The 13,781-nt window shown below is 71.3% G+C and carries 12 protein-coding genes; 9 read left to right on the top strand and 3 right to left on the bottom strand.

Translation table 11 applies throughout. The features are described from left to right. The first annotated feature begins 151 nt into the window (after positions 1–151). Complete coding sequence (gene mfd / locus OHT51_RS24955; RefSeq protein WP_328881152.1) at positions 152–3,682, top strand: transcription-repair coupling factor; 3,531 nt, start codon at positions 152–154, stop codon at positions 3,680–3,682. Between the two features lie 159 nt (positions 3,683–3,841). On the opposite strand, the gene OHT51_RS24960 is transcribed toward mfd, so the two are convergent. Both OHT51_RS24960 and OHT51_RS24965 read right to left on the bottom strand, forming a co-directional pair. Next, positions 3,842–4,252, bottom strand: coding sequence for an SgcJ/EcaC family oxidoreductase (locus OHT51_RS24960; protein WP_328881153.1), 411 nt, complete (start codon positions 4,250–4,252; stop codon positions 3,842–3,844). A gap of 46 nt (positions 4,253–4,298) precedes the next feature. Then, positions 4,299–4,898 carry a TetR/AcrR family transcriptional regulator gene (locus OHT51_RS24965; RefSeq protein ID WP_328881154.1) on the bottom strand — a complete coding sequence of 200 codons (600 nt, stop codon included), beginning with the start codon at positions 4,896–4,898 and terminating at the stop codon, positions 4,299–4,301. Positions 4,899–5,059: 161 nt separating this feature from the next. Here OHT51_RS24965 and OHT51_RS24970 point away from each other — a divergent pair, with 161 nt between their 5' ends. Beyond that, complete coding sequence (locus OHT51_RS24970) at positions 5,060–5,941, top strand: SCO6745 family protein (protein WP_328881155.1); 882 nt, start codon at positions 5,060–5,062, stop codon at positions 5,939–5,941. Positions 5,942–6,138: 197 nt separating this feature from the next. Here OHT51_RS24970 and OHT51_RS24975 read toward each other — a convergent pair whose 3' ends face one another. After that, positions 6,139–6,324 (bottom strand): Rv0909 family putative TA system antitoxin, encoded by a 186-nt coding sequence (locus OHT51_RS24975; protein ID WP_328881156.1) that lies wholly within the window; start codon positions 6,322–6,324, stop codon positions 6,139–6,141. Positions 6,325–6,517: 193 nt separating this feature from the next. Here OHT51_RS24975 and OHT51_RS24980 point away from each other — a divergent pair, with 193 nt between their 5' ends. The 7 genes from OHT51_RS24980 (at position 6,518) to OHT51_RS25010 (ending at position 13,764) form a co-directional block, all read left to right on the top strand. Then, the gene (locus OHT51_RS24980) at positions 6,518–7,285 is read left to right on the top strand and encodes an HNH endonuclease family protein (RefSeq protein ID WP_328884419.1); all 768 of its coding nucleotides are present in this window, start codon (positions 6,518–6,520) and stop codon (positions 7,283–7,285) included. A 64-nt stretch (positions 7,286–7,349) separates the two neighbouring features. Further along, positions 7,350–8,093 (top strand): N-acetyltransferase, encoded by a 744-nt coding sequence (locus OHT51_RS24985; protein ID WP_328881157.1) that lies wholly within the window; start codon positions 7,350–7,352, stop codon positions 8,091–8,093. Positions 8,094–8,281: 188 nt separating this feature from the next. Continuing rightward, positions 8,282–8,932: a hypothetical protein gene (locus OHT51_RS24990; protein WP_328881158.1), complete on the top strand. Its 651-nt coding sequence runs from the start codon at positions 8,282–8,284 to the stop codon at positions 8,930–8,932. Positions 8,933–8,970: 38 nt separating this feature from the next. After that, the gene (locus OHT51_RS24995) at positions 8,971–10,464 is read left to right on the top strand and encodes a serine/threonine-protein kinase (RefSeq protein ID WP_328884420.1); all 1,494 of its coding nucleotides are present in this window, start codon (positions 8,971–8,973) and stop codon (positions 10,462–10,464) included. Positions 10,465–10,634: 170 nt separating this feature from the next. Then, complete coding sequence (locus OHT51_RS25000; protein WP_328881159.1) at positions 10,635–11,279, top strand: SurA N-terminal domain-containing protein; 645 nt, start codon at positions 10,635–10,637, stop codon at positions 11,277–11,279. 101 nt (positions 11,280–11,380) lie between these two features. Next, complete coding sequence (locus OHT51_RS25005) at positions 11,381–12,361, top strand: nucleoside triphosphate pyrophosphohydrolase (protein WP_328881160.1); 981 nt, start codon at positions 11,381–11,383, stop codon at positions 12,359–12,361. Positions 12,362–12,429: 68 nt separating this feature from the next. Then, entirely contained in the window at positions 12,430–13,764 is a 1,335-nt protein-coding gene (locus OHT51_RS25010; protein ID WP_328881161.1) for a cytochrome P450 family protein, read from the top strand. Positions 13,765–13,781 lie beyond the last annotated feature (17 nt).

Below are 13,781 nucleotides of genomic sequence, written 5' to 3' on the forward strand. Positions count from 1 at the left end.
TCACGACGTCACGCCAACGCCGACGACCAGAGAACGGACGTTATCCACAGCCCCGGCACCCGCCCGCGCAGCGACGTACGCTGGAAGCCCCCGGCCCGCAACACGTGTCGGGATCTTCGTGTTGCCCACCCAGGACGGAAAGCCCCCCTCCATGAGCCTGCACGGTCTGCTCGACGCCGTAGTCAAGGACACCGCCCTCGCGGAAGCGATCACGGCGGCCGCAGACGGCAACCGCATGCACGTCGACCTGGTCGGCCCCCCGGCGGCCCGTCCGTTCGCGATCGCCGCCCTCGCCCGCGAGACCGACCGCCCGGTCCTCGCGGTGACGGCGACGGGCCGGGAGGCCGAGGACCTCGCGGCAGCCCTGCGCTCCCTCCTTCCCCCGGAGGGCGTGGCGGAGTACCCGTCCTGGGAGACCCTCCCGCACGAACGCCTCAGCCCCCGCAGCGACACCGTCGGACGCCGCCTCGCGGTCCTGCGCCGGCTCGCCCACCCCAGCACCGACGACCCCGAGACGGGCCCGGTCTCCGTGGTGGTGGCGCCCGTACGATCCGTCCTCCAGCCGCAGGTCAAGGGCCTCGGCGACCTGGAACCGGTGGCCCTGAGGACCGGCCGGACCGCTGACCTGAACGCGGTCGTGGACGCCCTCGCGGCCGCCGCTTACGCGCGCGTGGAGCTCGTCGAGAAGCGCGGTGAGTTCGCCGTCCGAGGCGGCATCCTGGATGTCTTCCCGCCCACCGAGGAACACCCTCTGCGCGTCGAGTTCTGGGGCGACGACATTGAGGAGATCCGCTACTTCAAGGTCGCCGACCAGCGCTCCCTCGAAGTCGCCGAGCACGGCCTGTGGGCCCCGCCCTGCCGCGAGCTCCTCCTCACCGACGACGTGCGCGCCCGCGCGCGTGCCCTCGCCGAACAGCACCCCGAGCTCGGCGAACTGCTCGGCAAGATCGCCGAGGGCATCGCCGTCGAGGGCATGGAGTCCCTCGCCCCCGTCCTCGTCGACGACATGGAGCTGCTGCTCGACGTCCTGCCCAAGGGCGCCATGGCGGTCGTGTGCGACCCGGAGCGGGTACGCACGCGTGCCGCCGACCTCGTGGCGACGAGTCAGGAGTTCCTCCAGGCGTCCTGGGCCGCCACGGCCGGCGGCGGCGAAGCGCCCATCGACGTCGGCGCGGCCTCCCTGTGGTCCATCGCGGACGTCCGCGACCGGGCGCGCGAGCTGGAGATGATGTGGTGGTCGGTGTCGCCGTTCGCCGCGGATCTCGTCCAGGAGGCCGACACCCTCAAGCTCGGCATGCACGCCCCGGAGACCTACCGCGGTGACACCGCGAAGGCCCTCGCCGACACCAAGGGCTGGCTCGCCGACGGCTGGCGCACGGTCTTCGTGACCGAGGCGCACGGCCCCGCGGCCCGCACGGTCGAGGTGCTCGGCGGCGAGGGCGTGGCGGCCCGCCTGGAGGCCGACCTCGGGGAGATCTCCCCGTCGGTCGTCCATGTCGCCTGCGGCTCGATCGACTACGGCTTCGTGGACCCGGCGCTCCGGCTGGCCGTCCTGACCGAGACCGACCTGACCGGGCAGAAGGCAGCCGGCAAGGACGGCGCCCGCATGCCCGCCCGCCGCCGCAAGACGATCGACCCGCTCACCCTGGAGGCGGGCGACTACATCGTCCACGAGCAGCACGGCGTCGGCCGCTACATCGAGATGGTGCAGCGGACCGTGCAGGGCGCCACGCGCGAGTACCTCGTCGTGGAGTACGCCCCCGCCAAGCGCGGCCAGCCCGGCGACCGGCTGTACATCCCCACCGACCAGCTGGAGCAGATCACCAAGTACGTCGGCGGCGAGGCCCCCACCCTGCACCGCCTGGGCGGCGCCGACTGGACGAAGACCAAGGCACGGGCCAAGAAGGCCGTCAAGGAGATCGCGGCCGACCTGATCAAGCTCTACAGCGCGCGCATGGCGGCCCCCGGGCACGCCTTCGGCTCGGACACCCCCTGGCAGCGCGAGCTTGAGGACGCCTTCCCGTACGCCGAGACGCCCGACCAGCTGACGACCATCGCCGAGGTCAAGGAGGACATGGAGAAGTCGGTCCCGATGGACCGCCTGATCTGCGGCGACGTCGGCTACGGCAAGACGGAGATCGCGGTCCGCGCCGCCTTCAAGGCGGTCCAGGACGGCAAGCAGGTGGCCGTACTGGTCCCCACGACCCTGCTGGTGCAGCAGCACTTCGGGACGTTCTCCGAGCGCTACTCGCAGTTCCCGGTCAACACCCGGGCTTTGTCCCGCTTCCAGACCGACACCGAGGCGAAGGCGGTCCTGGAGGGCCTGCGCGAAGGCTCGGTGGACATCGTGATCGGCACGCACCGGCTGTTCTCGTCGGAGACCAAGTTCAAGGACCTGGGCCTGGTCATCGTCGACGAGGAGCAGCGCTTCGGCGTCGAGCACAAGGAACAGCTGAAGAAGCTGCGCGCGAACGTCGACGTCCTGACGATGTCCGCGACCCCGATCCCGAGGACCCTGGAGATGGCGGTCACGGGCATCCGGGAGATGTCGACGATCACGACACCCCCCGAGGAACGCCACCCGGTCCTGACCTTCGTCGGCCCGTACGAGGAGAAGCAGATCGGCGCCGCGATCCGCCGTGAACTGCTGCGCGAGGGCCAGGTCTTCTACATCCACAACCGGGTCGAGTCGATCGACCGGGCAGCCGCACGCCTGCGCGAGATCGTTCCGGAGGCCCGTATCGCGACGGCACACGGCCAGATGTCGGAGCAGTCGCTGGAGCAGGTCGTCGTCGACTTCTGGGAGAAGAAGTTCGACGTACTCGTCTCGACGACGATCGTCGAGTCCGGCATCGACATCTCCAACGCCAACACCCTGATCGTGGAGCGCGGCGACAACTTCGGCCTGTCCCAACTGCACCAGCTGCGCGGCCGTGTCGGGCGTGGGCGCGAGCGCGGGTACGCGTACTTCCTGTACCCGCCGGAGAAGCCGCTGACCGAGACCGCCCACGAGCGCCTCGCCACCATCGCCCAGCACACGGAGATGGGCGCGGGCATGTACGTCGCCATGAAGGACCTGGAGATCCGAGGCGCGGGCAACCTCCTCGGCGGCGAGCAGTCCGGGCACATCGCCGGCGTCGGCTTCGACCTGTACGTCCGCATGGTCGGCGAGGCCGTCGCGGACTACCGGGCGTCCCTGGAAGGCGGCGTCGAGGAGGAGCCTCCGCTCGAGGTCAAGATCGAGCTCCCCGTCGACGCCCACGTCCCGCACGACTACGCACCCGGCGAGCGCCTCCGCCTCCAGGCGTACCGCGCCATCGCCTCCGCCAACACGGAGGAGGACGTCAAGTCCGTACGCGAGGAACTCGTCGACCGCTACGGCAAGTTGCCCGAGCCCGTCGAGAACCTCCTCCTCGTGGCAGGCCTGCGCATGCTGGCCCGCGCGTGCGGCGTCGGCGAGATCGTCCTGCAGGGCACCAACATCCGCTTCGCCCCCGTGGAACTGCGCGAGTCCCAGGAACTCAGGGTCAAGCGCCTGTACCCCGGCACCGTCATCAAGCCGGCGGCGCACCAGCTGCTGGTCCCGCGCCCGAAGACGGCGAAGGTGGGCGGAAAGCCGTTGGTCGGGCGGGAGTTGCTGGGGTGGGTCGGAGAGTTCCTGGCGTCGATTCTGGGGTCCTGAGGGCGGTCCCGGGATCGTGAGCGGGGCGTCCCGGGATCGTGAGCCGGGCGGCCCCGGGATCGTGAGCCGGACGATCGCAGGGGCGTGAGCGGGCGGTCGGCGGGGCGTGAGCGGGCGGTCGGCGGGGCGTGAGCGGGCGGTCGGCGGCGCGGGCGGGTCCTAGTCGACCCGCACCTCGGTGTTCTGGCAGGCGTGCAGCAGCCACCGTCCGTCGTCCTGCTTGGTCATGACGTACAGCGGGGCGCCCTCGGTGTCGCCGCTCGGTGAGTGGTACACCTGCCGGACCTTGACGGCCGCCACGTCGGGCCGCAGGAACTGCGCGTGCGCCACCTCGTAGGTGACCTCGCCGTCCCAGGTGGCGGCGGGCAGCACGGCGCGGGTGAACTCGGCGATGGCGTCGAAGCCGATGAGGACCTTGCCGTGGGCGGTCGTCCACAGGGCGTCGGGGTGGAAGAGGGCGAGAAAGCCTTCGGCGTCCTTGGCGCGCTGGGTGCGCTCCACGGTGGCGACGACGTCGGCGATGGCCTTCATGTCGGCTGTCTCAGCTGTGTCGGCTGTTTCGGTGGTCATGCCGATCACTCTGAGACCTCAAGTGGACTTCAGGTCAAGCGTCGGCTCAGGACTCGCTCACGGGCAGGCTCTCGAACAGCATCGCCGCCAGCGTCCGGAACACCTCCTCCGGATCCTTGTCGCCGACCGGGCCGTCCAGGTTGTGGCTGAGGAGCAGCGTGGCGAAGCCGTGGGCCAGGGACCAGGCGGCAACTCCGGCCAGGCGGGCGTCGATGCCACGGTCCTCGGGGACGACGGTGGAGACGGCGCCGCGCAGGGCGTCGCCGGCGAGGGCGCGGGCCGTGGTCAGCTCCAGGTCGTCGGCGCGGAGCAGCTCGGGCGTGAACATCACCTGGAAGTGCGCGGGGTGCTCGCGCGCGAAGCGGACGTAGCGCACACCCGCGTTCCTCAGGTTCTCGGCCTCGAAGAGCGCGGTCGCCAGCAGCCCGAATCCTTCGGCGGCGATCGCCGTGAGCAGGCCCGTGCGGTCCCGGAAGTGATGGGCGGGCGCCGCGTGCGAGACACCGGCCCGGCGTGCGAGATCGCGCAGACTCACAGCCGACGGGCCGTCGACGGCGATGGCGTCCAGCGCGGCGGTGAGGAGGGCTCGACGCAGGTCGCCGTGGTGGTAGGGGCGGCGGGGGGACGGCTGTTGCGCGGGTGTCATGGGTGGCAGCGTACGCCGAATCTAGGCGGCGACAAGTTTCTGCGATCTAGGCATTGACAAGTTCTGGTTGAGTGGGCAATCTAGTCAATGTCAAGTTGTGGGTCGCGGAGGTCGATGGTCCGCGGCTTCGGGGTTCGGGCTTTGTGCTGAGGGGGCGCGTGATGGTGAAGCACGAGGGCGGTCTGGAGTCGACTCGGGTACGTCAGCTCTGGCATCTGCTGGAGCCGCTGCACGCGGTGCTGTACTACGCGCCGGAGGTCTTGGGGGAGGCGGTCGCGCTCGGCTACGACGTGACGGATCGCTGGCCCAGCTACTTCCCGTACCGGGCCGCGCCGTTGGGAGCGGTGGGCGCGGAGCGCGTCGCGTCCGCCTTCTACAGCTTCAGTCCGCGCATGGTCGCCGAAAACATCGAGCCCGCGTGGAAGATCGCGAGTCCTGAGGCCTTGTTGCAGGCGAGGGTGCGAGGGATCGACCGGGCCTACCGCGCGATGTTCGGCGCCCGTACGGACAGCCCCGAGCTGGCGGAGGCCGCGGCTCTCACCCGCCGTGCCGCCGAGGCGGCGAACACCGCGGGCCGCCCGCTCGCCGCGGCCAACGCCGCTCTGGACTGGCCTGAGGCTCCGCACCTCCAGCTCTGGCACGCGGCGACGATCCTGCGCGAACACCGGGGCGACGGCCACATAGCCGCTCTGCTGGTGGCCGGCCTCGATCCCGTCGAGTCGCTGGTGTCGTTCGCCGCGATAGGTGCCGCATCCGTCGAGCGCTTCGAAAGCCGTGGCTGGAGCCGTGCGCAATGGGCCTCCGCCCGTGACCGCCTGACCGCCCGAGGTCTGGTCGGCGCCGACGGTACGGCCACGGATGCCGGCCGCGAACTGCGTCGCACCGTCGAGGAGCGGACCGATCAACTCGCCGCCGCGCCCTGGCAGTCGCTCACGGTGGAGGAGGTCGACCGCCTCGCTGCCCTGCTCGGCGAGTTCTGGGTGGCGGTGCTGTCCTCCGGGCTGCTGCCGACGGAGACGACGCTGGGGATCGGGAAGGTCTGACGGCCGGCCCTGACGGAAGGGGCTCAGCCGGTTCGGCTCGGTCGGCCCGACTCGATCGGCTCGACTTGGTTGGCCCGTCTCGATCGGCCCGTCTCGATCGGCTCGCTCCCCCCGAGCATCGCGAAGCCGCCCGCGGGGAGTTGGCTCTCCGCGGACGGCCCTGTTCTCAAGGTGGTCCGCTCCGTGGGCCCTGGGCCCTACGGCTGCTCGGGCGGCCGGTCGCGATCCATGCCCATTCCGCGCTCCATCCGTTGCTGCGCGTCGTCGACCTGGCTCTCGTACTTGTTGCCCGTCTTCTCGTTCGCCTTCCGTTCCGCGGTGTCGGACATGTCCTTGGTCTTGTCCTGCGCGTGACGGTTCTTGAACTTGTCGAAGATGCCCATGCAGAGCTCCTTCCCGAGGTGACTCTCCACCGACGATACGCCCGGGTTGCGAAGTATGCCCGCCTGGTGCCTTGGTGGTCTGGACCTCTCGAATGCCGCCGTGCGCCGGGTCGCTACCGTGTGCACGACGGTGTACCGGGGAAAGCCGCCTGTGCGGGGCGGCAACGGGCGGCAGGGGAGGGGACGCATCGTGATGCGTCGAAGGGGCGGGGCGGCGAGCGCCGCGGCGATGCTCGGCATGGTGCTGATGCTGGCGGGGTGCGAGAACGTCGATCTGTCCGTGGACGACGAGCCCTCCGGCTCCACCCCGGCCGCGGGCACCGGCCGGGCAGTGAGCCCACTGGACAACCCGGACGGCACGAAAGCGGGGCTCGCGCCCCTCACCTCGGACGCCGACCGGGCCGAGGCACGGGCCCTGATCGAGAAGGTCGCGACCAAGGGCCGCGGCCCGAAGACGGGCTATGACCGCGACGAGTTCGGCTACGCCTGGATGGACTCGGCCCCGGGCGGCATCCCGTTCTCCCGCAACGGTTGCGACACTCGCAACGACCTGCTCAAGCGCGACGGCGAGGAGGTCCGGTTCCGGTCCGGCTCCGACTGCGTCGTGGCCTCCATGACCCTGGACGACCCGTACACGGGGCGGACGATCGAGTGGGCCAAGTCCCGCGCCACGACCGTACAGATCGACCACGTCATGCCGCTGTCGTACGACTGGCAGATGGGCGCCGCCCGTTGGCCGAAGGGCAAGCGCCAGGACATCGCCAACGACCCCCTCAACCTCATACCGGTCGACGGCCCGACCAACAGCTCCAAGGGCGACTCCGGCCCCGCGTCCTGGCTGCCCCCGAACAAGCGGATCCGCTGCTCGTACGCGGTGCGTTTCGCCCAGGTCTCGCTGAAGTACGAACTTCCGGTGACGACCGCCGACAAGGAGATGATGCTGAACCAGTGCGGCGGGTGACGCCCTGGTCCGCCCCCCGGAAACGGCTTCCAGGTGCGGGCGTCCCACGCCTACGGTGACCGGCATGGAGCTGAAGATATCGAGCCTCGCAGAACGCCCCGAGATGCTCGATCGGGTCATGGAAATGCCGGACACCTGGCACCAGTTCACGACCCAGGACCCGGTGGGCAACGCCCACTACGGCCGGATCCCGCGCGAACTCCCGCAGTACGCGCTGTTCGCCGAGGACGAGCGCGGCGAGGTCGTCGCCCACGCCTTCAGCGTCCCGTTCGCTCTCGCCGCCGAGGGGCGTGGCCGGCTGCCCGCCCGCGGCTGGGACGAGGTGCTCGTGTGGGCCTTCGCCGACCTGCGTGCCGGCGTCCGCCCCGACACGGTCAGCGCCATCTCCGTCGTCGTCGCCCCGCACGCCCAGGGCGGCGGCCTGTCCGCGCGGATGCTCTCCGCGATGCGCGACAACGCCCGGGCCCACGGCTTCAGCGAGGTCGTCGCCCCGGTCCGCCCCAGCGCCAAGCACCTCGAACCGCACACCCCCATCGAGGAGTACGCCCACCGCGGGCGCCCCGACGGCCTGCCTCACGACCCGTGGCTCCGCGTCCATGCCCGCGCCGGCGCCACCATCGACTCGATCGCCCCGGCCTCCATGACCGTCGCCGGCTCCCTCGAGCAGTGGCGCCGCTGGACCGGGCTGCCCTTCGACACGGCGGGCGACATCGAGGTGCCGGGCGCGCTGGTGCCGGTGCGCTGCGAGCCGGAGCGGGGGCACGCGGTGTACGTGGAGCCCAACGTATGGATGCGGCACCCGCTGTGAGCCGGAAGCGGGGCCTCCGCGACCTCCGCCGTCGTACGAAGTGATCAGCTCGGCAACGGTTCGGTACAACCGGTGACCGTATGTCGGTGTCGGCCTATACGCTCGAAGCGACAATCGCACGACCGAGGTTGCCCGGCACCGGGCAGGACCGGTCGACCGTACGCCCACTTCAGGCATCAGGAGCAGCCATGCAAGGCCACGGCTACACGCAGCCGGTGAAGCAGCCGCCGCCCACCGGGTGGCTGGTCTTCCTGCGCCTGCTGTTCGTCGTGGTCTCGGTGCTGAGCTTCGGCCTGCTGACGTGGACGATGATGCTGCGGCTGGCCATCGTGACCCGCAAGCCCCTCGACTGGGGCCTGTTCGCGGCATCGATCGTGGTGGAATTCCTCAGCCTGTACATGATCGGCTCCGAGCCCGGCGACGAGATCCACACCGCGGGCGGCTGGACCGGCCTCCTGCTCCTCCTGGGCGGCCTCGTTGCCGCGATCGCGTACTACCTCTCCGCGGACATACGCCACTTCCACCAGCTCCGCTTCCCGGGCTACACCCAGCGGCCCTCCGTCCCGGCCCAGTCCTACGGCTATCCGCAGGCCGGATCGCCGTACACCGCCACGACGGTGTCGCAGTCGGCGCCGATACCCGGGACGCCGATACCCCAGGCACCGGGCCCTCAGAGCCCGACATCCCAGACACCGATGCCCCGGACCCCCGTCCCGCCGCCCCCGCAGCGCCCCGCGCCCGCGCGCATCGACCAGGTCCGCGCCGAGCTCGACGAGCTCAGTGACTACCTGCGCAAGCACGACGGCCGCCAGGACGGCAACCACGAGGGCGACAGGTGACCGTGACGACAGGACGTGTCGTCGCCGACCGCTATGAACTGTCCACGCTCATCGGTCAGGGCGGTATGGGACAGGTCTGGACGGCGTACGACCAGCGGCTCGACCGGCGCGTTGCCGTGAAACTGCTGCGCCCCGACAAGGTGGCTGGGCAGGAGGCGGGCGAACTGCGCCGCCGGTTCGAGCGCGAGTGCCGGGTCACCGCGCAGGTCGACCACCCCGGGCTCGTCACCGTCCACGACGCGGGCAGCGAGGGCGAGGAACTGTTCCTCGTCATGCAGTACGTCGACGGCGTCGACCTCGCCGGCCACCTCGCCGAGCACGACCCTTACCCCTGGCAGTGGGCCGTGGCGGTCGCCGCCCAACTGTGCGCCGTACTGAGCGCCGTGCACGCCGTGCCGATCGTCCACCGCGACCTCAAGCCGCGCAATGTGATGGTGAAGCAGGACGGCACGGTCACCGTCCTCGACCTCGGCGTCGCCTCCGTCATGGACGCCGACACCACCCGCCTCACCCACACCGGCACCCCCATCGGCTCGCCCGCCTACATGGCCCCCGAGCAGGCGATGGGCGGCGCGGTCGGTCCGTACACCGACCTGTACGCGCTCGGTGTGGTCCTGCACGAACTCCTCAGCGGCGACGTGCCGTTCTCCGGCTCGACCGCGCTCGGCGTGCTGCACCGGCACCTGTACGAGCCGCCGCTGCCCGTGCGCCGTATCCGTCCCGAGGTCCCCGAGGCACTCGAAGCCCTGGTCCTGCGCCTGCTCACCAAGGACCCGCAGCACCGCCCCGCCTCCGCGCAGGAGGTGTACGAGGACCTGGCGCCGCTCCTGCCCGCGCGCGGGACACCAACAGGCTCGCCCCTCGACCCCACGCGCCCCTTCCTGCGCCCGCACGCACCCTGGCCGGACCGCGCCCGCACCCCCGCGCCCCAGCCCGCCCCGGCCACACCCGAACCACCCGCCGCCGACAAGCCGGACGTCGCGCGCGCCGTCGACGAGGTCAAGCGCCTCCTCGGCGAGGGCCGCATCACCCAGGCCGTCGACATCCTCGGCTCGATCCTGCCCGCCGCCGCCGAACAGCACGGCGAGCACTCCCCGGTGGTGCGCACCCTGCGCAAGCAGTACGCGGCCACGCTCATGGACGATGGCCAGTACCGGCGCGCTCTGCCCGAACTGCGCCGCCTCGCCGACGAGCGCGCCGCCGAGGCCGGCCAGGCCGACCCGCAGTCCCTGCGCTTCCGCTACGACGCCGCCCAGTGCCTGGAACAGCTCGGCGAACCGGCGGCCGCGCTCGCGGAGTACCGCCGGCTGCTGCCTTACTACGAGAACCAGTACGTCTCCGGCGACCCTCAGCTCGCCCACGACGTCCGCCGCCGCATCGGCCACCTCCTGCTCGCCCTCGGCGACCGCCCCGCCGCCCACGACACCCTGGCCCGCCTGCTGCACGACGTGGAACGCCTGCACGGCCCCGGCCACCCCCTCGCGACAGACGTACGGCGGACGCTGCAGTGGCTGGGGCAGGTGCGCGGCTAGGCCCTGCCCGGCCGCCCCCCCGGCGCCCGGTGGGCCGGGCGGGGGTGCTTCGGTGCCCGAAGTCCTGGCGAATCGTTGGTCGAATGGGTTGGCCAGAGCTTGCCCACTGCCTACCATCGATCACCGCAAGACTTTGTGCACCGCCGCACAAGCTCCCTCAGGAGGTCTCCTTGCACCGCCGCCGTCGTACCGCGCTCCTTCTCTCCGCCGCGATGGCCGCGGCGCCCCTGCTGACCGCCTGCGGAAGCGACGCGCATCCGGGTGCGGCGGCCGTCGTCGGGGGCCAGCGGATCACCGTCGCGCAGCTGGAGAACCGGGTCGGCGAGGTACGCGCCGCACAGCGTGAGGCCGTCCCCGACGACGCCCAGTACGCGCAGGTCATCGCCAAGTCCGGCACCCTCCCGCGGGACGTCCTGCACACCATGGTTCTCGACCAGGTGCTGCACCGGGCCGCCCAGGACGCGGGCGTGACCGTCACCCGCAAGGAGCTCCAGGAAATGCGCGGCGGCCTGGAGAAGCAGGTCGGCGGCGCCAAGGCGCTGGAGACGGCCTGGCTCCAGCAGTACGGCGTCCCGCCGCAGCGCCTCGACGAGAACCTCCGCCTCCAGCTCGAGGCCCAGAAACTCGCCACCTCCCTCGGCACCGACACCGGCAAGCCTGCGTTCTGGAACGCCCTGGCCGAGGCGTCCAAGAAGCTCGACATCGACCTGAACCCGCGCTACGGCACCTGGGACGTCCAGAAGAGCGGCCGGACGGACGCGAAGACGCCGTGGGTGCGCGAGGTGACGGCGACGGGGACGCAGCAGACGGCGTAGCGACAGGGGCCGGCCGCCGCCGTCCTGCCCCACCCGGCCTGTGGACACCTTGCCTGTGGATAACTCGGGGGGCCGTCGGCGACGTGGGTTACGTTCGGATCGTGAACGCAACCAGTCCCGAAGCCGCCCCCGGCCGCATCGTCCTGCTCACCACCAGCCACCGTGTCGCACCCGGCCTGCTGTCCTGGCCCGCCTGGCAGGCGCTGCACGCGGCCGACCGTGTGCTGTGCGCGGACGGCGCGCACCCCCAGCTGCCGTATCTGCGCGAGGCAGGCATAGCGGTCGACGAGAACGCCCCGACCGCCGAGCAGCTGATCGACGCATGCGGCGGCGGCCGTACGGTCGTGGTCGTGGCGACGGGCGAGGGCGAGCCGGCCCTGACGGACGGCCTGGCACGCCTCGCGGGCTCCGGACGGGTCAGCATGCCGGACCTGGAACTGCTCCCCGCCTCCTACGACCTGCCCGGCGCCCGCCTCCTCGACCTCGTCCAGGTCATGGACCGCATCCGTGTCGAGTGCCCGTGGTCCTCCCAGCAGACCCACAAGGGCCTGGCGAAGTACGGGATCGAGGAGGCCTACGAACTCGTCGAGGCGATCGAGGACGGCGACCGCGACGAACTCCGCGAGGAGCTGGGCGACGTTCTGCTGCAGGTCGTCTTCCACGCCCGTATAGCCGAGGAGGACCCGGAGTCCCCCTTCTCCATCGACGACGTGGCCGGCGGCATCGTCACCAAGCTCATCCACCGCCACCCGCACGTCTTCGGCGACGAGACGGCGACGACTCCCGAGGAAGTAAAGGAGCACTGGCTGCGCACGAAGGCGACGGAGAAGCAGCGCGAGTCGGTGACGGACGGGATCCCGCTCGGACAGCCGGGCCTGGCACTGGCCGCGAAGCTGGCGTCCCGGGTGCGTACGGCGGGCCTGGAGGTACCGCTGCCGACGGGGGACGGCCTCGGCTACGAGCTCCTCGCGATGGCGGTGCGCGCGGAGGCAGCCGGGGTGGACCCGGAGGCGGCCCTGAGGGTCGCGGCTCGGACCTACCGGGATGCCGTGCGGGCCGCCGAGGGGGTGTCCCCTCAGTAGGGAGCGGGGCCGGACCGGCGACGGCTGGCGGGAACAGGGGCCGGACCGGCAACGGATACCGTCAAGGAGTGACCAACCAGCCCACCCCCACCGGCGCCACTCCCGGATCCTCCGGACCCTCCGAACCGTCCCAACCGTCCCAACCGTCCGGACCCTCCGGCCCCCCCGACCTCTTCACCTGGGAGTTCGCGACCGACCCCTACCCCGCCTACGCCTGGCTCCGCGAGCACGCCCCGGTCCATCGGACCCGGCTGCCCAGCGGTGTGGAGGCCTGGCTGGTCACCCGGTACGCCGATGCCAAGCAGACCCTCGCGGACAACCGGCTCTCCAAGAACCCGGCCCACCACGACGAGCCCGCGCACGCCAAGGGCAAGACCGGCATCCCCGGTGAGCGCAAGGCCGAGCTCATGACGCATCTGCTCAACATCGACCCGCCGGACCACACCAGGCTGCGCAGGCTGGTCTCCAAGGCGTTCACGCCCCGCAGGGTCGCCGAGTTCGCGCCCCGGGTGCAGGAGCTCACGGACCAGCTGATCGACCAGTTCGCGGCGAAGGGAAGCGCCGACCTCATCCACGAGTTCGCCTTCCCGCTCCCCATCTACGCCATCTGCGACCTGCTCGGCGTCCCCCGCGAGGACCAGGACGACTTCCGGGACTGGGCGGGCATGATGATCCGTCACCAGGGCGGCCCCCGCGGCGGTGTCGCGCGGTCGGTGAAGAAGATGCGCGGCTATCTGGCCGACCTCATCCACCGCAAGCGGGAAGCCCTGCCCGAGGAGCCCACGCCCGGTGAGGACCTCATCTCCGGTCTCATCCGGGCCTCCGACCACGGAGAGCACCTCACCGAGAACGAGGCCGCGGCGATGGCCTTTATCCTCCTGTTTGCCGGTTTTGAGACGACCGTGAACCTGATCGGCAACGGCGTCTACGCGCTGCTCACACACCCCGAGCAGCGCGCCCGCCTGCAGACGTCCCTCGCCGCCGGGGAGACCGGCCTCCTCGAAACCGGCGTGGAGGAACTCCTGCGCTACGACGGCCCCGTGGAGCTCGCCACCTGGCGCTTCGCCACCGAGCCGCTCACCATCGGCGGGCAGGACATCGGGGCCGGTGACCCCGTTCTCGTCGTCCTGGCCGCCGCCGACCGGGACCCCGAGCGGTTCGCCGACCCCGACGTCCTCGACCTCGGCCGCCGGGACAACCAGCACCTCGGCTACGGCCACGGCATCCACTACTGCCTCGGCGCCCCGCTGGCCCGCCTGGAGGGCCAGGCCGCCCTCGCCACACTCCTCACCCGCCTTCCGGATCTCCGACTCGCCGTTGACCCGGGGGAGTTGAGGTGGCGCGGAGGTCTCATCATGCGAGGGCTGCGCACACTTCCGGTGGATTTCACACCAGTTGGGTGAGTGCGTCCACCTCGTCA

Origin of the sequence: Streptomyces sp. NBC_00299, assembly GCF_036173045.1 — a bacterium.
In the GTDB taxonomy this organism is placed as follows: Bacteria; Actinomycetota; Actinomycetes; order Streptomycetales; family Streptomycetaceae; genus Streptomyces; species Streptomyces machairae.